We start from the raw sequence: 23687 nt of genomic DNA, 5'->3' as shown, positions 1-23687 counted from the left end.
GCTACTGGAATAGAAAGGTCGAGAGCAGCGCCAGGGTGGCCAGAATAAAGGCCGCGCTCAGCAAGTCCGGCACCCGAAACAGGCGCAGCTTGGCATTGGTGGTCTCGACGAGCACAACCGCCGCCGCGAGCACCAGCAGCTTGGCCACAAACCAGGCCAGCGATAGCCCCAGTGAAACCGCGCTCAGGTTCGTGGCGATGCCGACCGGGAAAAAGATGTTTACCAGCAGGGCCATCAGCACAAGCTGCTTGACCGAGGCGCTCCACTCGATGAGCGCCAGGTAGCGGCCTGAGTATTCCAGGATCATCGCCTCATGGATCATCGTCAGCTCCAGGTGGGTCGCCGGGTTGTCCACCGGGATGCGCCCTGTTTCGGCCAGCAGCACGATAAACAAAGCGGCAAAGGCCAGCACGTGCGCCGGGTTGAGCAACTGCCACGTCGGGCCCTGTGCCGCCAGTAGCATCTGGCTCAGATTCGTCGAACCGGCTTTGATGGCCACCGTGAAAATCGCCAGCATCAAGGCCGGCTCGGCAATCGCCGAGATGGTCATCTCGCGGCTGCTGCCCATCCCGCCAAAGGCGCTCGCGGTGTCCAGCCCGCCCAGCGCCAGGAAGAACCGCCCAAGCGCCAGCAAGCCGACAAAGGCCAGCGCGCCGCCAAACAGGCTCAACGGCGCCGAGGCGCTCACCAGCGGCACCATCAGCCCCGCCAGCAGTGTGGAAATGAACAGCACCTTGGGCATGGCTCGGAAGATCCAGGAAGCATGCTCGGAGATCACCATGTCCTTGCGCAGGAACTTCGCCAGGTCCAGGTACGGCTGCCAGACGCGGGGCCCGCGGCGGTTCTGCAGCTTAGCCTTCCAGTTGCGGATGCAACCGCTGATCAACGGCGCCAGCGCCAGCAGCAAAACGGTTTGCAGTAAGATGGCGATAACGGCGTTCATAACGCGACCAGCAACAGGAGCAGCAGCGTGACGAAGATGTAGATGAGGTAGGCCTGGATGCTGCCCGCCTGCAAGACGCGCATCCGACGGGAAATCAGCAGCACCGCCCGTTTGAAAGGCCGGTAAAGCCGCGTGACAAAAGCCTCTTCGATGTGGCTCTCAAAGCGCAGGGTGGTGGCGAAATACGGCGAGTAGTCATATTCACGCTGGACTTCGCGGTGCGGCCGAAACAGGGCCTTGAAAATCATGCGCAGAGGCTTGGAGAAGCCGGTGGCGGTGTATTCCATTTGCGGGGTCAGGCCCCTCAGGCCGCAGTCCCAGGTCGGTCCAATGCGCACCTGCGTACGCCGACCGAAGAACAGCCACAACACCAGCGGCACTGGAGCGAGGCAAAGCCCCGTGAGAAGGATGCCCAGCGTGGAAACCGTTCCGCCTAACTCCTGCGCATTGCCCAGCACCCAACCGTTGCCCCGGGTCAAATAGCCCGGAAGCGGCTGCCCCAGGAGCTGTTGGGTGAGCGGACCGAACACCGTGAGAAAGACCGTCGGGAACAAGCCCAGGAACACGCAAGCGACGGTGAGCAGTCCCATCCCCAACAACATGGTGGGGGAGGCCTCGTGCGCCTGCGCCGCTTGCTCGCTGCGGGGCTGGGCCAGGAACGTGATGCCAAACGCCTTCACAAAACAGGCCGCCGCCAGCGCGCCCGTGAGCGCCAGCATCGCCCCGCTCAGCGGGAACATCAGCTTCACCAGGCTGCTCGTCGTGCCAAAGCCCTGCAGCAGGGATTGGTAGGTGAGCCATTCACTGACAAACCCATTGAGCGGCGGCAGGGCTGAGATTGCCACTGCGCCCATTAGGAAGAAGAAAGCCGTTTTGGGCATGCGCTTTATCAGGCCGCCCATCGCCTCCATGTTGCGCGTGCGCGTCGCGTGCAGGACGGCGCCCGCGCCCAGGAACAGCAGCGCCTTGAAGATCGCGTGGTTGAGGGTGTGATAGAGCCCGGCAATCAACGCCAGGGATGCCAGCACCGGATGCCCTGTGTGCAGGAACATCAAGGCCGCGCCCAAACCCATGAGGATGATGCCAATGTTCTCGATGCTATGGTAGGCGAGCAAACGCTTAAGATCGTGCTCCATCAGCGCGTAGAGCACGCCCAACACCGCGGATACGGTCCCCACCGTCAGAATGGTGATGCCCCACCAGTTGGGCGGCGTCCCCAGGAAGTCGAATAACACCCTCGTCAAACCATAAATGCCGGTCTTTATCATTACGCCCGACAACAGCGCGGAAGCGTTGCTGGGTGCCACTGGATGCGCCGCCGGCAGCCAGACGTGCAGCGGCACGATGCCGGCCTTCACCCCAAAGCCCAGCAGGAAGAACACGAACGCGGCGTCCCGCCGGCCAGGCGACAGGTTGCTGCCCAGTGCGCGGAAGTTCTCGAACGAGTATGCCTCCGGGCTGAAATCGCCCAACGCCTGGCCCGAGGCCTGAAACAACAGCAGAAAGCCAACAATCAAGCACCCCGTTCCAACGTGCGACATGATGAAGAAGAGCACGCCCGCATTGCGCGTCTCGGCCTGCTCATGCTCGAAGCTGACCAGGCAATAGGCCGTTAGCGCCATGATTTCCCAGGCGACGAGAAAGAAGAGCGCGTTGCCCGCCGTAAACACCAGCGTCGTCGCCAGCAGCAGTGCATTGTAAAGAGCCCCCAGCGCCCCGACACTCTTCCGCCCGTAAAACCCGCGCACATAACCGAAGGAGTAGATGGACAGTGCCAGTGCGAGGACCGACACGATCAGCACAAAAAACGCGCTCAGGGGATCGAGCTTGACCGACAGCCTTACGAAGGGAATCAGGGACGGCCACAAATCAAAGCTCCTCGCCCCGTCCGCCGGTTCGCCGATCAACGCGAGGAGTGCCGCCCCAATCCCGCAGATTGCGGCCACCGTGCCGCTGCCAAAGCCGACAAGATTAGCAAGCTTCTCCCGCCGTATCGCGGCCAAACTGCCCACTCCTCCCACCCCATACACGCACAAGGCGAACTGCAGCAGCGTGGTGGATTGCAGGTCTGTAAGGGCGCTGCTCATCCCAGCCGCATCCTCGCTTGCTCGAGCATGGTCGGACCGAGCTCCCTGCGCCGCACGACGACCGCCGGCGGGGAACTAACCGCCGACAAAAACGGCCCGGCACAAGTAATGGTTGATTTGGAAACCATGGAAGAACTGTAGGTCACACCGCAGCCTCGCCCCCGCGGGAGCGGTGAGGCGTTCGTTTATCCCTTTAAAATCCAGCTTGGCGCGGCTTCAGGCAGCGTGAGCCAATACCCGGCGTTTGCGTGGCTTTGACTTTGCCTTGGCCGCGGGTTTCTCCGGCTCGGGCTGGCTCGCGGCCTCAGTCTCGGCCGGGTCCGGCAGGTGAAGGTAGCGACCGCAACTCTCACAGAGCTGGATATCCTCACCCCGCATCAACTCGGTGATCTGGCCAATGGGAACGCGCATATGGCAGCCGGTGCAGACCTGATTGCGCACAATCGCCACTCCCTTCTTTCCACGGACGCGGAGCCGGTCATAGTGGCCAATGATGGGTTGGGGCAGTTGGGCGCGCAAAACGGCGGCTTGCGCTTCAACATTCTTCTCAGAGGTTTCGCCAAACTCCAGTGCCTGGAGCTTCAGCAATTCTACTATAACAGTATTCATAAAGATCAAAAGAGTTCTAAGAACAGACGTGATGTGCTTGAACAAGTCACAACGCGTTATAGTATGCGCTTCCAAGCTGCGCAAGACCTAATTTTCTACAATTTAGGCGACATCCCTGGCACAAAACCGGGCCAACCTGTCTTAGCCCGCCGCTCCCCTGTCGGCCCGCCTCGACTCCAGTTGAATTGGCGTGACCATCCCAGAGAACCGGCTGCGCCCCACAATGGAGTCTCACCGTATGCTCACCGTATCCACACCGTATCCACACCGTGGATACAGCCTTGACATTCTCCGGGCTTCCCGGTGTAAACCACTGTCAACGCTGCACTTGCCTCTAAAAAGACCTCGCGAACCCCGCCGAAGGCACGCCCCCCGTCACAAGTGCTTCAACCGCAGTGACTTACGCGCAATTCCCCACCCCCAGCCTCCCACACTCCTTCTTGAATCGGCGCAAGACCTCAGACTCGGGTGGGGCCGCCTCGGCGAGGCGTCCAATCGGTGGCGCTTTCGGCCAAAGTCCCCTGCCAGCCTGAGGGATTACGAGTCGGCTGGCTTTTAGCTTTGCGCGGCCAACTTGGCAGCTTGTATGGTCTCCAAACAGTGAGTTGGAACACAGCAACCTTCTCGACAACTATGAACTCCAGGGCCTCAGCCCGGCCTGAAGCGTGAACACGGGGCAGCCAATGTCAGATCAGCCCTATCGCGGGCGGCTCGCACCGTCGCCCACGGGCCTGCTGCATCTGGGCCACGCGCGAACATTCTGGGTCGCGCAGGAACGGACCCGCGCGAGCGGGGGCACTTTGGTCCTGCGGAACGAAGACCTGGATTCCACGCGCTACCGAATGGAGTTCGTGGAGGCCATGATCGAGGACCTCAAGTGGTTTGGGTTCGATTGGCAGGAAGGCCCCGACTGCGGCGGACCCTTCGGGCCGTACTCGCAAAGCGAGCGGCGAAAGTTCTACGTCGGCGCCTTGGAACGACTGCACGCCGCCGGAGTGATCTATCCCTGCACTTGCTCCCGCAAAGACATCCTCACCGCCGCGCGCGCGCCGCATGCGGAAGATGACCGTGAACCTATCTATCCCGGCACCTGCCGCGCAAAGGGCGCCGGGCTCGAACTGACCGGCGTCACGTCGCCAGTCCAATTCAGGCCGCCTGGCCCCCGCGTCAACTGGCGTTTCCGCGTCCCGCAGGGCGAAACTGTTACCTTTGTGGACGGCAACTACGGCGCGCAGCACTTTGTGGCCGGCAAGGACTTCGGCGACTTCGTGGTCTGGCGGCAGGTGGACGAGCCGTCCTATCAACTGGCCTGCACCGTAGATGATGCCGCCATGCAGATCACCGAAGTAGTGCGCGGCGCGGATTTGCTGCCGAGCACGGCGCGCCAGATGTTGCTCTATCGCGCGCTGGCGTTGACGCCACCGCAGTTCTATCACTGCCCATTGATGGCCGATGAGGCGGGCGTTCGCCTGGCCAAGCGGCATGACGCGCTGAGCCTGCGGCGGTTGCGGGAGGAGGGCAAAAACCCCGCGAGCCTGCGCACTGGCTGGTAAGCGCACGGAGTCTCACTGGTCGCACTTCAACCCAGTGGCTCCTCTCGCCGGGAAGTTTCAAATACGCGCCAACGAATCGTGCTGTGCCAGAAGCGCTCGTCCCCGGGGGGCAATTCAATGGAATAGCCACTGGGCCGGCAGCGGGGCTCGCCGTTGTACCACGCTGCGGCATCATCGTTTCGCAGCAACAGCGGACTGGCCACAAACCCGGCGGCCAGCATTGTCGCGGGTGCGCGGCGGCGGGCCAGCAGGGGCTTGGGTCCTTCGCCCCAGGCCGCCAGCCGGACGGTGGAGGATTGGTAGAGCAACTGGCGCAGCCGGCCAAGCCACGTCGGCTCCAATTCAATCTCCAGCCAGAGATTGGTCCCGGCGAAAGCGCTCAAGTCAATTCGCTCGCCACGAGGAGCGGTTCCTTCGCGCAGCAGCCTTGACTGCGGCGCGCGGACAGACGCCTTTCTTAACAGGAGAAAGTCACCCTCGGCCCCAGCCAATTCATAACTAAACAACAACTGCCGCAACAGCATCGCGTCCTCGAGCGGCGGAAACCGCCGGTCTATCGGCCCCAGGGTGAACATCACAAACAGCGGCGCAGAGCTCGAAAAATAGAACTCTTCGTTTAAGCGCATGAGCTGCGCATTGCACGCGACGTAGCTTTGGAACACCGGCCGCGGGCAGTAGTTCAAGTCGTTGAGCAGCGCATGGACCGGGTGCTGCCCAAAGACGTCCACGCTCCCGCGCCCGATGATGCTGCGCAGCAGCGGCAATCGGGCTTCATCCCGCTTCTTCTCCAGGATACCGCCCATGCGTTGCCAGTACTCGGCCGGCTTCAGCAGGCAGCGCGCATGGTATCGAAAGAGACGGTAAGGGTGCGCCACCGACCGCAGCCCGGTCGGGTAGTATAGCGACTGCAGCGTGATAACGGACAGCAGGCAACAGGCCATCCCCAGTCCCCGAGCCCAATGTCGCGCCACCAATCGGCTGGAGGGCAAGACCTCCAGCGCCACCGCCAGCACCGCCATGAAGCCGAAGAAATACACCACATGAAAGGAATCTCCGCGGCCAAAACCATGCTTCCAGGTCAGGAACACCAGGGCCGCAAGCCATGCCAACAGCAGGCCGCGCCGCCACCCGAACCGCTCGCCCGGCTCCTCGAAGGCAGTCCAGGCGCGGGTGAGCACCATCGCCACGCCCATCAGCGCCACCGCCAGTCCGGCGAACTTCGCCTGGGGCAACCCTTCCCAACCCAGGCTTTGACTGTAGCCATGCGCCACAGCCAGCGAGCTGGCGAGCCAGTCGCCGAGGTTTCCCAGGCGCTGCCCCAGGCCCACCCACCCCACAACCACCGCCAGAACGAACCCCGCCACCATCCCTGCCGCCAACCGCAGGTATCCCCGCGTCGCCAGATCGCCCGCAATGAGCAAGACGCTCACCCCTCCGATCAATAGCACCAACACCTTCGCCAGCGAGCCAAGTGCCGCCAGCGCAACGAAGACCGCAACCGCCACCACCAGGCGGCGTCCGTTTTCCACAAAGCAGAGCAGCCCCCAGCATAACAACCCGGAATCAATCAGCAGATCCGTCCGGGGATCGGCATTGGCGGCCAGGAACACGAACAGGCCCACCAGCAAGCACCGCCCCACCAGCCCAAGCCGCCACGCCGCCAGGCAAAGACCGGCCGCCACCACAAAGCAGAACACCGTATTCACCAGCAGGCGCGCCACCGCGGTATCAGGCGAGAAGTAGAAATAGAGCAGGTGTCCGAGCGGGCCGTAGAGATAGACCAGGTCTGTGCCGAACTGCAAGCCTTGTTGCTCCGCGTAATTCAGGACCGCGCTCGACGAGGTGTCCGCGTCCACTTTCAGGTCCAAGGGCGCGTTGGGAATGATGAGGACCGTCACCATAACCAGCACCGCAGCCAACAGCGGCGGCGCCACGCCGCGGCCCGCTTCAGACACTGCGCGCGTTTCGTCTGGCTTCAGTGCGGTTTTCATCGTCCAACCGGTCGCAAGTCTGACCCTGCAGCCCAAAATGTCCAGCATCCTCGCTTTCGGCAGAGAAGACACTCCGCTCACTGTCACCTGAGCTGTAACGATGCAGTTGGGCGCCCGCCTCCCGGTGCATGGATGAATACGACTGACACGCGCCCCGTCCAAGATCATGAATCGCAGCGCGGCAGATCAAGACGATCAACAGCGTTTGACGCTATATGAATGCGCGGATATTACCTGGCTGGATGTGGGGAATGATACTGGCAACGGTAGTGGGAGGCATCGGTTTTGCCCAGGACAAGGCTCCCCCCGCTCCGACAACTGCTTCTCCCGATAAGAGCGCTGTACCGGTCTCTAACCCGGCGACGCCCGCTGAATCGGCTCCCCCCGAAGCCAAGCCGCTCCCGACCAAGGCGCAACTCTCAGCCTGGTCACTCGAAATTCAGAAGTTGGCACAGGCGCAGGTTGAGGAACAGGTTATGTTGGCCTATGTCACCAACTCCGCGGGCGTCTTCAACCTCGGAGCGGACGACATCATCTGCTTAAAGGACCAGGGGGTCTCCCCAGCGGTCATCAATGCCATGATGCGCCACGACCAGAAACTGCTCTCCGGCGCCCGACCCCTGGCCGCCAACGCTGCCGCACCGCCGGCTCCAGCCGCTCAATACCCCTCACCCGTGGCATCCCAGAACGTGGCCAACGAGGAGGCCTGGGACACTGAACTCCTGCTGACTGGCGATGGCTACTATGCCCCTGAGCAGCCCGACAACACCGGCCCGGTGCGGGCCCCCTACCCCGTCAAGCTCAACGACCCCATTCTTATCCTGCATCTTCCCTCACTTGCGGTGCCTCACCGGTGATCCAAATCAGCGGTGACCGCGCGCCCGACTGGATGACAGCCTATCCTTCTGGACGGGAGACTGGAATTGCGCTATTACGCGGTCACGTTGAATTGTTTACACGCATTGGCCCGCATGCTTGCTGACACGGTAGCTGGCGACGTCCACCGGCGCCAACCTCCACGGTTGCCCAACCTGTCAGCCAGCATAGGCGGTTGCGCATTAAGCACCCGTCTGGCGGCGGCAATGCTGGTTTTCCATTGCGCCATTGCTTTGGCCGCGGCCGCGGAGCGCGGTCATCCGTTTCTGCTCGTCGCGCCTTCGGACGTGGAACGTGCCCGGGAGGGCATGCAGCGCAGCGCCGCCTTCGCCGGGCTGGCCGAAGATCTCACCTCCCGCGCTACGACCAACCGGCTCGTAGACCTGCCGTCACTGGAACGAAATTGGTGGCAGACCGCGAAACTGAAGCCCTGGCGTGAAACGTACCCCGAGGTATTCCATCACACGTGGATCGTGCCGTTGAAATGGGCCGATTTGGCGCGCAACTGCGCCCGGGCCAGCCTTGTCTCCTCCCCCTCGCTGCCGCTGGCCGCCAAAGGCAGGAACATTCTGCTACGGCTCTCCGACTACCCGTTCGAGGCCGAGCACTACGACGTGGGCATGAACTACACCCTCTGGGTCCTGGCGGCGCTCGATGCCTACGACATACTTTACAATGGCTTCACCGCCCCGGAGCGGGCGCGTTTGGATGCCTTCTTCATGCGCTACCTGGACGCGGTGCGGAAGAATGACGATTACTGGATTGAGCACGAGCCGGGCGGCAGGCTCAACAATCATTACGCGTGGCACAAATTGGGACTGAGCATGATCGGTGTGTTTTACGACCGGCCCGAACTTGTGGAGCGCGCGCTGCGCGGCCCCAAAGGCGTCGAGCAAATGCTCGCGGAAGGGTTCAAGGACGACGGCCTCTGGCTGGAAGGCTCGATCCCCTACCAGTTCGCCGAAACGACCCCGCTGGTCATCATGGCCCAGATGCTGGCGAACGCCGGCTGCCCTGAGGACTTGTTCCGCTACCGCTCACCCAACGGCCACAGCCTGAAGCAGGCTTACGACGCCTTGATCCCCCTCCTGTTTCCCGACCGCACCCTGCCGACGATTGGTGATTGCTACGCGCGCCGGGCGCATATCGCGGAAAGCCCGGATTGGGAAACCCTCTTCCGCCGGTTCCGCGAGCCGGCATACGCATGGCTCATCGCCGACCGTAAGACTCGCACGCCTCAGGCATTGTTCAATGGTGCGATTGACCTGCCCAAGGTGCCGCCGCCGGCACTGGAAAGCAGGCTGTGGCCGGAGATGGGCTACGTTGCGCTTCGTTCCAACGAGGGAACCAACTACTGGTCCGGCCGCGGCTGGAGCCTCTTTGCGAGCTTCTCCGGCCAGCCCGTACACGAACATGCCGACAAACTCTCGCTTATCCTGTTTGCCGATGGCCACCTCTGGCTGCCGGATTTGGAAGCCAGAACTTCAACCGAACACGCGTTTTCCTCGCTGACCCAGGGCCAGCTGAACCGGCAAACGGTTTGCCATAATACGCTGTTAGTAGATGGCCGCAGCCAACGTCTGATGGGCCAGCGGCTCGACCTGATCGAGTTCACCAATACCGCCGGGCTGAAACGGGCAACGATTGGCGACCTCCAGGGGCGGCTCTACGAAGGTGTCCACCAGCTTCGCACATTCATTGTGACCGAAGGCTATGTGCTGGACTTCTTTCAGGCCGCCTCTGCCGCGCCGCATGAGTTCGCCTGGCTCACGCACGTGGACGGCAAGCCCGCAGGCGGCAGCCTGCGCGCCACTAACACGGTCAGTTGGCCAACAGGCGCGCCGTGGTCCTACCTGCGCGAACCAAGGGGTGCCAGCGCCGCCGCCCAGGTGTGGGAGTGCTTCTCTAACAGCGGCCAAACGTTCCAACTGGACGTCCTCGCCGACGGCCCCACCGAAATCGTGCATTGCGGTTTCCCACGCGACGACAGCCAAGGCGCACCCACCATACCGATGCGTCTCTTCAAGCGGCATGGAACCAAGGCGTGGTTCCTGGCGGCTTACCGCCTCGTGCCCAAACCAGACGAACCCGCCGAGCTGAAGGTCAGCCCCGCCGGGACGGAAAGCATGAACATCTCGCTGCGTTCAGGCGGCCACACGTTTAAACATGCTGTGCCCCGGCTGCGTCTGCAGTAGCCGGTTGTACCTCTTGCCCAAAGACAAATGAAGCCCATGAAACAGTTGCATATCACCGCGAATCGCCGGATCAGCGAAATCGTGATTGCCATTACCCTGATCCTGCTGCACGCTCCCCGCGCCGCGGCGCAGCCCTCCCAAACGCGCTACTTCGCCCACTCGACCGTGGAAGACCGCTACGGAGTGATCGCCCCGTGGTACCAGGGCCTCAACGGACAATGCGATTTCCGGGTGCGGATCGCCGCCGAGACCATGAAACGCTATCCCTGGGCCACCACTCCCAAGACGGGCTTGCCCGCCCCGGCCTACATCTACAACGGCTGCTGGGAGATCAAATCCGACGGCACGATTTCTCCCCGGACACCGCGGGATTGGGACAACGGCGACCTGGCCCAGCGCTGCGCCTATGCGATGCACGGCCTGATCAAATACTACCGCTATACCGGCGACCCGGCAGCCATTGCCCACATCAGCATGATGAACGACGTTGTCCTGCATCACAACCAGACCGGCCCCGAGCATCCCTGGCCTTGCTTTCTTATCAGTGTTCCCACCCGGGGCGAGCCTTATGGTAAGGCCAATCCGCGTGGCATGATCCAGCTCGACATTGTGGGCCTTTACGGGTCGGCGCTGGTCCAGGCCTATCAACTGACGGGAAATAAGGAGTGGTTGCAGACTGCCAGACATTGGGCCGACGTGCTGGCCGCCAAACGCTGTCGTACTCCCGGCGCTCCGCCCTGGAATCGCTACGCCAACCCGGGAGACGTCATTTGGAACGACCTGCAAACCGGCGGCGTCATCATGCTGCTGGATTTCTTCGATGAATTGATACGCGTCGGCTACACCGGCCCCGGCAACAGCATCGTTCAGGCGCGCGATGCCGGGCGCGCTTACCTGCGGGACGTGCTGCTGCCGCTGTGGCTTCAGGAAGATACCTGGGGCCGCGAATACTGGGACTGGGAGCACCAGGTTCACGGCGAGAGCTACTCGGAAATGGTGCCGCGGCACATGCTGTCCAACCCGCTCGCCTTCCCCAACTGGCGAACCGACGGGCGCAACATCATGTCGCTCTACTTGCAGCGCTCGTGCGTGGCGCTGAATTCCAGGGGTGACGTCTATAGCGGCGCCTGGGCGTATCCGGAAGGCTGCGCCTGCTGCGGACGTTCGTTGAACTATGCCCCCATGCAGGTCGGCGCGGCGTTTGCCGAATACGGCGCGCGGGCGGACAGCGAATGGGCCCGCGAACTGGCGCGACGCCAGTTCCTGCTGGCGACTTACGATTGCCATGAGAACGGCGTCGTGGAAGACGGCATGGATGGCGGAGATGTGGTGGCGGGCGGCTGGTTTCAGGTGGCCCATCCGTTGCCGCTGAAGTATGTGCTCGACGGCATCGCCTGGTTGCCGGCGACGCTTGGCGCCAACCGGGAGAATCATGTCGTGCGCAGTAGCGCCATCGTCAGCAACGTGATCTATGACCGCGGCCGCATCGCTTACACGACCTTCGACGCTCCAGAGAATTCGGTTGATGTGCTGCGGCTGGCATTCCGCCCGGGGCGCATTACCGCCAACGGACGCACATTGAAGCAACGGCCAGCCCTCGATGGCAATGGCTACGTGATCGAAGAGCTTCCCAATGGGGATTGCCTCGTTAGCATCCGACACGATGGACGCACCCGGGTAACCGTGGAGGGCGACGATCCGCAGCAATGCCTGCCCGATGAGACACTTGGTTTCACCGGTCACTGGACCTGCCCGGAGACCCACGGGGCCGCGGCCCGCCCGCTCCACACCACTGCCGATGCGGGGGCAGCGATGAGTTGTACTTTCGAGGGTAACCAGGTGCGGATCATCGGCTCGGTAGATCCGGACGGCGGACTGGCGGACATCTATCTCGACGATGTCAAGCAACTCTGCGGCATAGATTTCTGGAACCCGAACCAGTTGCGACGGCAAGTGGTCTATTACCGCAACGGCTTGAGCAACGGACGCCACACTTTGCGAGTAGTCGCGCTTGGCTCGGGCAATCCCCTCGCCCGCGGCGCCAGGGTCGCGATTGACACCGTGCAATGCTCCGCAGCCAGCGGCGATGGCGGCTTCGGCGCCGGCGGCGGTCCTTCTGGGCCGCAACGCTGGATCTTCGGCTACCCGGAACGCCACGAGTATCTGGACTCAACTGGACACGCCTGGCTGCCGGCCACCGAGGTGGTGATTCGTTCCGCTAATCGAAGCGACTCAGTGGCGCGTGCATGGTACACGGCCCCCCGCCGCCAGTTTGTTTCCGGCACGGCGGACCCGGCGCTCTACCGCTATGGCGTGCACAGCACGAATTTCGTCGCGTATTTCACCGTCGCGCCGGGAACGTATCACGTGCGCATCAAACTCATGGAAACAAGGCCGCTTGAACCGGCCAAGCGGGCAATGGACATCGCGATCAATGACCAGCCGGTCGTTCGCAACCTGGACATCGCCGCTACCGCCGCAAATCGGCCTTCGGAACGGGTCTTCGTCGGGTCTGCCAAGGACAAGCTCTGGGATGGAATGAACTGCGCCGCAGACCTGGTCTTCGACGGCATCAATCCAAAACACGGTGTCATTGCCGTGCGCTTCACTGGCTGTAACGGAGCCGAAGCAGTGGTCTCCGCCATTCAAGTTGGCCCAGGGCCGGGCGGCCAGGGCGCGACACCGCGGTGATTGCCCGCAATACGTTGACGTCCAGTGGTGGCGCTCGGCAATATTGTGCGCGTGTCCGAAGCTGAATTGATGCTTTCCTCTGATGAACGCCCGCCTCGCCAAATTGCTCGATCATCTTGCGGCTACGCTCACGCCTGAACGTGAGGCCGAGATTGAGGACCTGCATCGCCGGGCCCTATCCTGGGAGCCGGTGGAACGCCTGCCGCTCGTAATTAGCTACCCCGCCCCGTCGGATCGTTGGGTCCCCTACCCTCACGCTGAAGCCCTGGCCGATCCGGAGAAGATGCTCTTCAACGAACTGGTTTCCGCCTGGGGCACCAGCATCTGCCATCGGGCGGAAGTGGGGGATGATCTGCCCTGCACCATCCGCGCCAACTTCGGTTGCGTGCTCATCGCGTCCCTGTTTGGCGCGCGCATCGAGCAGGTCGAAGACAACCCGCCCTGGGCGCGCAGCTTTCAGAGCCGTGCGGAGTTCGTTGCCGCCTTGCAGCGCGACCCGCTCGATTTCACGCAGGGCTGGTGCCCTCGCGTCCTTGAGCGCTATGAGTTCTACCGCGCCACGCTGACGGCTTATCCTGCGCTGAACCGCGTTATCAAGCTGGTCCTGCCGGATTTGCAGGGGCCCATGGACACCGTCGAACTGCTGCGCGGCTGCGACCTCTACTTGGACCTCCTCCAGGACTCGGCCTTGGTGGCGGACGCCCTCTCCAAGGCAGCCGCGGCGCAAATAGGCTTCGCGCGCCATCTGGCCCGCTATGTGAATGACGGTCCTCACGGCTGGGCCCATCAACATGGCTTCTTGATTCGCGGCCCGATCCTGATCCGGATTGACTCCGCCATCATGCTTTCGCCCCGGATGTATCGCGAGCAGATCGCCCCTCACGACGCGCGGGTGTTGCGCGAGCTTGGGGGGGGCGGCTTGCACTCGTGCGGCAATGTTAATCTTAACGGCGTTGAGTACCTTAACGTCCCCAAGCTGCAATGCCTCGACCTCGGCCAGCCAGAGATGAACGACCTCGACAAGCTCTACATCCAGGCACGAGAGCGCCGCGTCCCGCTGCTGCGCGTCACCGTCCAGGAAGGGGAGTTAACATCCGGCTCGGTGCTGCGCCGCTTTCCAACGGGCGTCTCGCTTCTGCATCCCGCCAAGTCCCTCGCGGACGCCCGCCGCATCATGAGCGCGTATCTCGGCGCGGCTCCGTGAAGCCGTCCAAGTCCCCGTGCGCTCGAAATACTGACCTTTCCGCCTTTCCGGAAGACGAAAATGAACTCTTGACCGCATTTTCAGGACACCATATTCTGGCCCTGTTTTGAGGCGTATGCGGTTCTGGAAGCGGTTGTTGGTCACACGCTGACCTGTCAGTACGTATTAACTGCCTCTTGGAGCTGGCGGTTTCAAAACGTCAGGAGAACTATGCTATGGCCAGTGGCAAAGTAAAATGGTTCGATAATCGGCACGGATTCGGCTTTATCGTTCAACCGACCGGCCCGGATGTGTTCGTGCATCACACGGCGATCCTCGGGACAGGTTTCAAGACGTTGAAGGAGGGCGAATCCGTCGTGTTCGACGTCGTGGCGGGGGAAAAAGGGCCCAAGGCCCAAAACGTCCAACGCCAACAGACGAACCCGCCGTAAACGACACTATACCGGGTTCCGCCGCGTTAGGATCGCCCCGTCGAATCGGCCTACGCGCGGCGCTTCCAGCCAGGCCGCCCGGCCGTCAACCTTTTAGGTTGGCCCTCAGCTCCGGGGCGGCTACGTTCGGCTATGGCCCTGCCATCTGCCGAGCCGATTGCTAGTCTCTATGTCCATGTGCCCTTCTGCGTGCACAAGTGCGCGTACTGCGCCTTCTACTCCGAGCCAGCAGGCGGTGAGCTTCTGGACCGCTACATCAGCGCTCTTATCCGTGAGTTGGAACTAGTCGCCCCCGATCTACGGCCACGCACCGTCTATTTCGGCGGCGGCACACCCTCCCTCCTGACTGTTCCCCAATGGGAGCGAATCTTCCAGGCAATGGACAATCACCACCTCTCCGACGCGGCGGAGTGGACGGTCGAGTGCAACCCCGCCACGGTGTCCCTCGAAAAGGCGAGGTTCCTGCGATCCTGCGGTGTAAACCGCCTGTCCCTTGGCGTGCAGTCATTCGACGACACGCTGCTTTCACGCCTTGGACGCATACACACTCGTCAGATGGCCTTCCAGTCCTTCGATGCCCTGCGCCGAGCCGGTTTCGACAACCTGAACCTTGATCTTATGTTCGCCATTCCTGGCCAAACCCTCGAAGTCTGGCGCGAGACTCTAAACGAGGCCACCGCCATGGCCTGCGAACATCTCTCCAGCTACGAGGTCATTTACGAGGAAGACACGCCCCTTTACGAACAGCTCCAGGCCGGCAAGGCTGACGCGGACGAGGACCTGGCTTGTGCCATGTATGAGGCGCTGGTCGAGCGAGCCACTGGTGCCGGATTCCAGCAATACGAAGTCGCCAATTTTGCCCGAGACGCTACCCCCAACCCCCAACCCTCAAACTTCAACGTCCCCACCCACGCCTGCCGCCACAACGTCAATTACTGGCGCGGCGGCCCCTTTTATGGTCTGGGCCCCAGCGCCACGACCTATGTTCGCGGCGTGCGCACCAAGACCTCGTCCAACACACAACTCTACTGCGACGATCTTGAACAGGGCCGGCGATCCATCGAATCCCGGGAAGAACTGCCACCATTGTCGCGTGCCGGCGAGACCGCAGCGTTCGGCCTTCGCATGGTCGCTGGCTGGCCCTTCCAAGAGTTTCTCCAAACCACTGGCTACGACCTGCGGCGCGAGTGGGCGAACGAGTTGGACCAGTTGGTGGAACAGGGCTGGGGATGCATTCTGCCCGACCGCTTTCACCTTACCTCGCAGGGCCTGCGCTTTGCCGATGCCGCCGCACAACTCTTCCTCCGCTGATACAGCCGCGCTTGCCCTTTAGCGCCAAGCTTCACCTTGCTGAGAACCCGCTTGCTTACTGCAGCACCCTGCCTTAGCAATACCTGCAACCTAATGCGGCAGCGCAGAGTCAACGTCACTATTATGCCTACGCCATTCAGAGAGACAGCCCGCAAGTTATGACCAACACCGCCGTAATCGGGCTCGACCTGGGTGGCACAAAGCTCGCCGGAGCAATCTTCACCCCCGAAGGGAAGGTCCTTTGCAAACAGATCGTTCCTCTCGCAGGCCGCCAAGGCCGTGCGGTCGGCGAACTGATTCGCAAGACACTCACCAGCCTTCTCGTCGCTGCGCGCGCGAAGCGAATCAAAGTCACGGGCATGGGTGTCTCAGTCCCGGGCATCAGCCACGCGCGGACCGGCACAGTCTGGGCCCCGAACATCCCCGGTTGGGAGAACTACCCCCTTCGACGCGAAGTCCTCTCTGCGGTCCGCGATGAGCGCATCCGCGTCGCCATAGACAGCGACCGCGCCTGCTACATCCTGGGCGAGACCTGGCGCGGTGTCGCCAAAGGCTGCCGAAACGCCATCTTCCTGGCCGTGGGGACCGGCATCGGCGCGGGGATCCTGGTTGATGGCCGGATAGTGCGTGGAGCGCACGATATCGCCGGCGCCATCGGGTGGCTGGCCCTGGACCGGCCTTTCCAACGCAAATACGTTGATTGCGGTTGCTTCGAATACCACGCCTCTGGGACCGGCCTGACAAAAGTCGCAAACGAGCTTCTCACTCAGCAGCCCAAACGCTTTTCCACTCCCCTGCCCATCGTGTCCGCCAGTGACGTCTTTGCCGCCTGCGGGCACAACAAACCGTTCGCCCGCGAGGTCATTGCCCAGGCGGTGGAGTTCTGGGGCATGGCTGTCGCCAACCTCGTCAGCCTGTTCGATCCGGAGAAGATCATCTTTGGCGGTGGCGTATTTGGCCCCGGAGCGAAGTTGCTTGGCGATATCTACGCCGAGGCAAGGAAATGGGCCCAGCCCATCAGCATCAAGCAGGTAAAACTCCAGGTCTCAAAGCTCGGCGGCGACGCCGGCCTTTACGGCGCAGGCTGTTTGGCTTTACGGACAGCGAACTGACCTGCTATAAATCCAGCCCGCATGTATAACCGCAACCTGGTCTTCGCCGCCGCCTGCCTGGGGATGCTGCTCTTTGGCATCGTCTTCCTGTCACTCGGCTCGGCGAATAACATGCTGGCCGAGCGCTTCCACCTAGACAACAACGGCATCGGCACGCTGACGGCGCTGTTGCCGCTGGGCATTCTGGCCGGATCGCTGATCTTCGGCCCCATTGTGGACCGGTTCGGCTACAAATGGATGCTAATTGTTTGCGCCCTGCTCGTGATGGCCGGGCTGGAAGGCATGGCCTTCGCGACCAGCACAGGCTTCATCCAGTTCTTTGTGTTCCTGATTGGCTTCGGCGGCGGTGTGCTGAACGGCGCCACTAATGCCCTGGCCGCAGATGTGAGCGAAGGCGAGCGCGCCGCCAAGCTGAGCTTGTTGGGCGTCTTCTTCGGCATCGGCGCGCTCGGCATGCCCAGCACCCTGGCGGCCCTTTCCCGGCACTTCTCACTGCACGTTATTGTTGCCGGCATTGGGATGTTCGTGCTCGTGCCGGTGGTTTATTTCGTTGTCATCACCTTCCCGCCCCCCAAGCAGAAGGCTCAAACCGCTTCCCCGACCAGCGGCCTGGCGCTTCTTAAGCATCCCATCTTTTTGTTGGCGGGCCTGGCCCTGGCGATCCAGAGCGGCATGGAAGGCATGTCCAACGATTGGATGACCCGTTACTTCAAGAAGGTGACGCTGTCCGGCCAGCAGGCGGAGGAGTGGAAAACCCTCCTGGGCCTTATGGCCGTAACCGGCGCCATGGTGCTGGCGCGAATTGCGCTCAGCCGATTGCTCAAACACATCAAGTCCCCAGTCGTGCTCTTCGCCAGCATCGGGATCACGGCCGCAGGCACCTTGCTCCTGATGTGTGCGTCCAGCTATGGCGTCTCGCTGGCGGCGGCGCTGCTGATTGGCGCAGGTCTGGCCGCGGCCTTCCCGATCGTGCTGAGCTACATCGGCGACCTGTATCCCCGCCAGTCCGGCACAGCCTTCAGCACCATCTTCTTCATCGCCCTGATCGGCAATATGACCATCAACAAGTCCTTCGGCGCGCTGGCTCAAGTCCACGGCATCGAGCAATACACCAAAGTCATGCTCGGATGTCTCGTCGCCTCCGCCGCCCTCCTTTTCCTGGTGGTCAGGCAACTGCGGCCTTCGCCCGGCAAACCCTCCACCGAAGCATTCCCATCCGTTACTGCATCAAGCTAAAACCTCAGCACTTCAAGCACTTATTGCACTCCCATAACTTATGAGCACTGTCGCCCAACAATGGCTGGCCAACACCCGCGCGGTCATGGACCGCATCGAACAAACCCAACTGGACAATATCCGCAAGGCCGCCGAAATTATGGCCGATACCATCCAGGCGGAGCGCTGGGTGCACACCTTTGGTTGCGGTCACGCCACCATTCCCATCGAAGACATGTACCCGCGTATCGGCGGCTTCGTCGGCTTCCACCCCATGTGCGAGCTGCCGCTGACCTTCTTCACCCGGATTGTGGGTGAAGGCGGCGTCCATCAGTTCGTCTTCCTGGAGCGGGTCGAGGGGTACGGCGTCCAGATCATGAAGGGTTACAACTTCGACCCGCGCGACACCATGTGGATCTTCTCCCACTCGGGTATCAACAACGTCAACATTGACGTCGCCCTCGAAGCCAAAAAGCGCGGCATGAAAGTGATCGCCTACGGTTCCGCCGCCGCAGCCAAAGGCAAACAGACCCGCCACTCCTCGGGCAAGACCATGTTTGATATTGCCGACCTTGTCGTGGATACCTGCGCTCCGATAGGGGATTCCTGCGTCCCCCTCAAGAATCACCAGGACAAAGTCGGGCCGGTCTCCACGATGGCCTTCATCACCTGCGTTTGGATGACCGTGTGCACCGTCGCCGAGATTCTCGCCGACCGCGGCGTGAAGCTTTATATCAATCCCTCGCACAACGTCCCCGGCGACACCACTGCCAAAGAGCGCCTGGACGCAGCCCTGGCCGAATACAAGCGCCGCATCGCCGGGGTCTAAGCCAGGAATCGTAAGGAGTTCAGCCTCCGCCGCGGGATTTGGGGTCGATCCCACAGCGCACCACGGCAGCTTTCGATGCCACGGAAATGCGGGCGGGCGCGCATTTGGCGGCATTTCGCCCTTGAATTGAGGTGCGCTTTCTGCTCTACTGACGTGGAGCGTAAACGAATGAATCCGGGTGGCACTAGTCCAGCAGCGAGCGAGATTTCTCAGAGCCAGCGGAAGGCGCTGCTCAATCTGCTCGCGGATGAGGATCCAGCCGTCTACCGGACTATACGCGAGAAACTTCTTTCCTGCGGTCCGCCCGCGGCCGAATGGCTGCGGCCCCTTACCACGAGCAATGATCCTGCATTGCGCCGCCGCGCCCGGCAAATCGTGCTCCACTTCGATCGCCAGGCTGCCGACGACCATTTCCTCGCCTTCTGCCTCCGCCACGGCGAAGAGTTCGACCTCGAGCAGGGCGCCTGGCTGTTTGCTCAAACCCAGTATCCACTTATCAACGTCGAAGCCTACCAGGCCGTGCTCGACGGCTATGCTGACGATCTCCGTTGCCGTTATGACGCCGGCGCTGAGCCTCGGCAAATCCTGGCCACCATCAACGGGTACCTGTTCGGCCAACTCGGCTTCATAGGCAACGAAGAAAACTACTACGACCCGGATAACAGTTATCTAAACCGTGTCCTGGACTCTCGAATGGGCAATCCCATCAGTCTGTCTCTCCTGTATATTCTGCTTGCCCGGCGCCTGCGGCTTCCCATTGCCGGCATCGGACTTCCTGGCTACTTCCTTTGCCGGTTCCAGTCCACTGCGGCCGAGGTGTTCGTTGATCCCTTCAACCGCGGAAAACTCCTTACCAAGGCGGATTGCATTAAGTATCTGACGAACGCGAATTGCAGCCGCCGCGACGAATACCTCACACCGGTCACCGCCCGCCGCTTCCTGCTGCGGATCTGCACCAATCTTCACCAGGTCTATCAACGCCTGGAGGCGGCGGTTGATGCCATGCGCCTCCAGCGTTACCTGGTCGCTCTGGCGCGGTAGCTCCTTGTCCCGCCTCAGTCCGGCAACGCCTACCGTTGTCGGCGCATCAGGTCGGGATCAATCGGCACCAGCAGCCAATGAACCCAAGGCGTGCACCAGCACCCGCACGCTCCGCCCTGGGAGTCCGGCGCGCAGATGTATAGCTCCAGGCAAGTGCACTCCCAAACTGCTTCAATGGCGGCCAGCATCGCGGGAAACAACTCCCGCCTGGAGGGCAACCATTTCTACCCGGCAGGCTCAGCCGCCCGACATGCCCGGCTGCCTATGGCGTCAGACGCACATTTGCAATTCGGCGTATTCATCTCTAATTTAGCGGCAACTAGAGCAACTTATGTGCTTGAGACGTATGTTGACAGTCATCGGGACGGCCTGGTTCTGCCTGGCCGGTCTGGAGGCTTTTGCGGCCCACACGCAGGCGCGGCTGCTCCTCGCCGCGACCACCGCGAAGCCGGGGGAAACGGTCATGGCCGGGGTGCAGCTCCGCATGGACCCGCGCTGGCATACCTACTGGCGAAACCCGGGTGCGTCCGGCATGGCGACGAAGATCGAGTGGCAACTGCCGACGGGCATCACTCCGGGCGCCGTCCAGTGGCCTGTTCCGGAGAAATTGCCAGACGAAGACCTGACCACCTACGTCTACTCGAACGAGGTCGTATTGCTGGTGCCCCTCAAGTTGGCACCCGATTTGTCCTCCGGCTCGCTCCATCTCAAAGCCAATGTCTCCTGGCTTGAATGCGAGGTGCAGTGTGTGCCCGGCAAGGCGACTGTGCAGGCCACCCTCAACGTCGGCGCCGAAGCCAAGCCGTCCAGTGACTCCCCCCTCATCCACCACTGGCAAGCGAAGTTGCCAGGAACCGGCGACAGCTTATCCGCGCAAGCCTGGTGGGAAAACGACGGCGCCACCGATTCTCGCAACCTGATTCTGGAATGGCATTCCACGTCGGCAACTGGCGACGCCGACTTTTTCCCGTACGCCAGTGAGGAGTTCGAGGTGCAGCCGGCTACCATGAGGTTGCCGGCGGAGCCGGGGAAGATTCGGTTGCGCAAGGAAGTACGGAAACTGGAAGGCGACTGGCCCCGCCAGATCTCCGGCCTGCTTATTCAGCAATCCGGCCCGGCGCGCGAGGCCTACGATGTCAATCTGCCGGTGCAAGCTTCCTCCAACTCTGCGGCAGCGAGCCTGAGTCAACCCAGCGTGCTCGACCTTAGCGCGACTTCCCTTTGGAAGATGCTGCTATACGCCTTTCTGGGAGGGCTGATTCTCAACGTCATGCCCTGCGTCCTCCCGGTTATCGCCTTGAAGATCCTCGGCTTCGTCGGCCAGGCCAAGGACGACCCTCGCCGGGTCCGGAGGTTGGGCCTGATCTACGCGCTCGGCGTGCTCGTTTCTTTCCTCGTGCTCGCGGGTTTAATAATTGGCGTCAAGGCCGCCGGCCACAAAGCCGGCTGGGGTATGCAATTCGGCAACCCGCAGTTCCTGGTCCTGCTCACCACGCTGGTCACCCTGGTGGCGCTGAACCTCTTCGGCCTGTTCGAGATCAACCCCGGCGCCCGCTTGCTCGATGCAGCCGGCACTCTGGCCTCGAAAGGCGGCTCGGCTGGCGCGTTCTTCAACGGTGTGCTCGCCACAATGCTGGCCACGCCGTGCACGGCCCCGTTCCTCGGCGCAGCCCTCGGCTTCGCCTTTGCTCAGTCCCCTGCCATCATCGTCCTGATGTTTGCGGTCGTTAGCTTCGGATTGGCAGCTCCCTACGTCATTCTAAGCTGGCAACCGGCGTGGCTGCAGTTCCTGCCGAAGCCCGGCGCATGGATGGAACGATTCAAGGTAGCCATGGGCTTCCCCATGCTTGCCACAGCCGTTTGGCTCTTCAGCCTCATTCCCCTGCATTATGGCAGACGGTCCCTGTGGCTTGGCCTCTTCCTCGTGGTCCTCGCTCTGGCAACCTGGGTGTACGGGCAGTTCGTCCAACGCGGACGGACGCATCGCACGCTCGGCCTGGTGGTGGCCCTGGCCCTTGTCACGGGGGGCTACCTCTACGCTGTGGAAGGTCAGTTACGTTGGCGCTCCCCTGTTGCGGAAGCCGCATTGCCAGGCTCGCTCAAAGAGAGCCCCGACGGCATAGACTGGCAACGCTGGAGCCCCGCCGCGGTTGCGCGGGCTCGCGCCGAAGGCCGGCCGGTTCTTGTGGATTTTACCGCCGACTGGTGCCTGACTTGCCAGGCCAACAAGCGAGTCGCCTTGGACATTCCATCCGTCCGCGCCAAGCTCAAGGAGATCAACGCCCTCGCCCTGCTTGGAGATTACACCCGCCTGCCCGATGACATCACCACCGAGTTGAACCGCTTTGGCCGCGCGGGCGTCCCGCTCGTGTTGGTCTATCCCCGAAACTCAGGCGAACCTCCCCAGGTATTGCCCGAAGCTCTGACGCCGACCATCGTGCTGAACGCCCTCGACCGCGCCGCGCGTTAGAAGTTTTCTGGGATCCCCATTTGCGCGAACGCCGGTCTCGTGCTTCTTTATGATCGAACGGAATAAGATCAACCAACTATTAAGAGAAGCTATTATGAAACATGTGTTCGCACTATTTGCGGGAATTGGGCTCCTGAGCACCGGCCTCTTCGCCGCAGAGGTCGGCAAAGCCGCGCCGGACTTCACGGCCACCGACATCAACGGCCAAACCCATAAACTCAGCGATTACAAAGGCAAGATTGTGGTGCTTGAATCCTACAATCTCGACTGCCCCTTTGTTCGCAATCATTACCGGAGCGGTGCAATGCAAGAGTTACAGCGCGACCTTATTGCCAAGGGGGCAGTGTGGTTCATTGTGAACTCAGTCGCATCGAAGCATCCCAGCTACCGGACTGCCGAAGCTGCCAAAAAGGAATGGGCCAGCCAGAAGCTGGCCGCCACGGCTTGGCTGGACGACAGTTCGGGCGAGGTCGGCAAAGCCTATGGCATGAAGACCACCCCACACATGTTTGTCATTGATAAGGAGGGGGTGCTGGCTTTCCACGGTGCGATTGACGACCGGGCAGCTTCGGAAGGCGATCCACGCACGGCCCGCAACTATGTCCGCGAGGCGGTGGAGAAGCTGCTTGCCGGTGAGAAGCCGCTCGTTTCCCAGAACAAACCCTACGGCTGCGGCGTCAAGTACGGCGGTTGAGAGGTTCGGGCGAAATCCTCCGCTGGTGCCGCTAATAGTCGGCCGGCACTCCCGGCTCGAGTCGCCGTGTCGGTGGAAGGCAGCGCTGTGTCCATTTTTAGGACAGTGGTGGTTACCGAGCGCATTAATCCTCCAACTCGCAAAGAACCACAAATACCGGTGCGAACACGCTCCCACCCCCGTTAGAGCCCGGTGTGTATCCCATGGGGATCGCTCCCCATGGGATACACACCGTAGTCCCGCCGGATTGGCGCCGTTTCATCGCCGTAGCTGGCTCGGGTGTGGGGTGTCACGGGCTTGGGCGGCTAACGAAGAGTTCTGAGTCAGTCCGTCAACGGTTTTGTTGAAAGTTATTCACCGCGCGCCGGTGTCGGGATCTCCACCTCATTGGCGAGTGGGCTGCCCTGTTCTTCCAGTGCGCGGAGATAGATGTTC

General features: G+C 62.0%; 17 protein-coding genes. 13 read left to right on the top strand and 4 right to left on the bottom strand.

The window, feature by feature from the left end; translation table 11 throughout:
* Position 1: 1 nt before the first annotated feature.
* The 3 genes from P5205_12740 to P5205_12730 all read right to left on the bottom strand — a co-directional run bounded on the left by P5205_12740 (position 2) and on the right by P5205_12730 (position 3639).
* Positions 2-943 (bottom strand): respiratory chain complex I subunit 1 family protein, encoded by a 942-nt coding sequence (locus P5205_12740; protein HSA11227.1) that lies wholly within the window; start codon positions 941-943, stop codon positions 2-4.
* On the bottom strand, positions 940-3030 hold the full coding sequence (hyfB, locus tag P5205_12735; GenBank protein ID HSA11226.1) for a hydrogenase 4 subunit B: 2091 nt from the start codon (positions 3028-3030) through the stop codon (positions 940-942). The genes P5205_12740 and hyfB overlap by 4 nt, the downstream gene beginning before the upstream one ends.
* Before the next feature lie 216 nt (positions 3031-3246).
* Positions 3247-3639: a C4-type zinc ribbon domain-containing protein gene (locus P5205_12730; GenBank protein HSA11225.1), complete on the bottom strand. Its 393-nt coding sequence runs from the start codon at positions 3637-3639 to the stop codon at positions 3247-3249.
* Between the two features lie 683 nt (positions 3640-4322).
* On the opposite strand from P5205_12730, the gene P5205_12725 reads away from it, so the two are divergent.
* Complete coding sequence (locus tag P5205_12725; protein ID HSA11224.1) at positions 4323-5192, top strand: glutamate--tRNA ligase family protein; 870 nt, start codon at positions 4323-4325, stop codon at positions 5190-5192.
* A 26-nt stretch (positions 5193-5218) separates the two neighbouring features.
* Here the strand turns inward: P5205_12725 and P5205_12720 are convergent, their stop codons facing one another.
* Positions 5219-7183: a hypothetical protein gene (locus P5205_12720; GenBank protein HSA11223.1), complete on the bottom strand. Its 1965-nt coding sequence runs from the start codon at positions 7181-7183 to the stop codon at positions 5219-5221.
* A 251-nt stretch (positions 7184-7434) separates the two neighbouring features.
* Between P5205_12720 and P5205_12715 the strand changes: the two genes are divergently transcribed.
* From P5205_12715 to P5205_12660, 12 genes are all read left to right on the top strand, one after another.
* Entirely contained in the window at positions 7435-8040 is a 606-nt protein-coding gene (locus P5205_12715) for a hypothetical protein (GenBank protein HSA11222.1), read from the top strand.
* Positions 8041-8154: 114 nt separating this feature from the next.
* The gene (locus tag P5205_12710; GenBank protein ID HSA11221.1) at positions 8155-10254 is read left to right on the top strand and encodes an alginate lyase family protein; all 2100 of its coding nucleotides are present in this window, start codon (positions 8155-8157) and stop codon (positions 10252-10254) included.
* 36 nt (positions 10255-10290) lie between these two features.
* Positions 10291-12945, top strand: a complete 2655-nt coding sequence (locus P5205_12705; GenBank protein HSA11220.1) for a malectin domain-containing carbohydrate-binding protein — start codon at positions 10291-10293, stop codon at positions 12943-12945.
* 82 nt (positions 12946-13027) lie between these two features.
* Positions 13028-14149, top strand: a complete 1122-nt coding sequence (locus tag P5205_12700) for a hypothetical protein (GenBank protein HSA11219.1) — start codon at positions 13028-13030, stop codon at positions 14147-14149.
* 215 nt (positions 14150-14364) lie between these two features.
* Positions 14365-14580, top strand: coding sequence for a cold-shock protein (locus P5205_12695; GenBank protein HSA11218.1), 216 nt, complete (start codon positions 14365-14367; stop codon positions 14578-14580).
* A 132-nt stretch (positions 14581-14712) separates the two neighbouring features.
* Positions 14713-15891, top strand: a complete 1179-nt coding sequence (gene hemW / locus P5205_12690) for a radical SAM family heme chaperone HemW (protein HSA11217.1) — start codon at positions 14713-14715, stop codon at positions 15889-15891.
* A 158-nt stretch (positions 15892-16049) separates the two neighbouring features.
* Complete coding sequence (locus P5205_12685) at positions 16050-17003, top strand: ROK family protein (GenBank protein ID HSA11216.1); 954 nt, start codon at positions 16050-16052, stop codon at positions 17001-17003.
* A gap of 21 nt (positions 17004-17024) precedes the next feature.
* A complete protein-coding gene (locus P5205_12680; protein ID HSA11215.1) occupies positions 17025-18239 on the top strand; it encodes an MFS transporter in 1215 nt (404 codons plus the stop codon).
* A 40-nt stretch (positions 18240-18279) separates the two neighbouring features.
* Positions 18280-19047 carry a sugar isomerase domain-containing protein gene (locus tag P5205_12675; protein HSA11214.1) on the top strand — a complete coding sequence of 256 codons (768 nt, stop codon included), beginning with the start codon at positions 18280-18282 and terminating at the stop codon, positions 19045-19047.
* Positions 19048-19200: 153 nt separating this feature from the next.
* On the top strand, positions 19201-20088 hold the full coding sequence (locus tag P5205_12670) for a transglutaminase-like domain-containing protein (GenBank protein ID HSA11213.1): 888 nt from the start codon (positions 19201-19203) through the stop codon (positions 20086-20088).
* Between the two features lie 346 nt (positions 20089-20434).
* On the top strand, positions 20435-22558 hold the full coding sequence (locus P5205_12665; protein ID HSA11212.1) for a protein-disulfide reductase DsbD family protein: 2124 nt from the start codon (positions 20435-20437) through the stop codon (positions 22556-22558).
* A 94-nt stretch (positions 22559-22652) separates the two neighbouring features.
* On the top strand, positions 22653-23252 hold the full coding sequence (locus P5205_12660) for a redoxin domain-containing protein (GenBank protein HSA11211.1): 600 nt from the start codon (positions 22653-22655) through the stop codon (positions 23250-23252).
* Positions 23253-23687 lie beyond the last annotated feature (435 nt).

The sequence above is a fragment of the Candidatus Paceibacterota bacterium genome (assembly GCA_035452965.1).
In the GTDB taxonomy this organism is placed as follows: Bacteria; Verrucomicrobiota; Verrucomicrobiia; order Limisphaerales; family UBA8199; genus UBA8199.
This window is presented reverse-complemented; position numbering and strand designations above follow the sequence as displayed.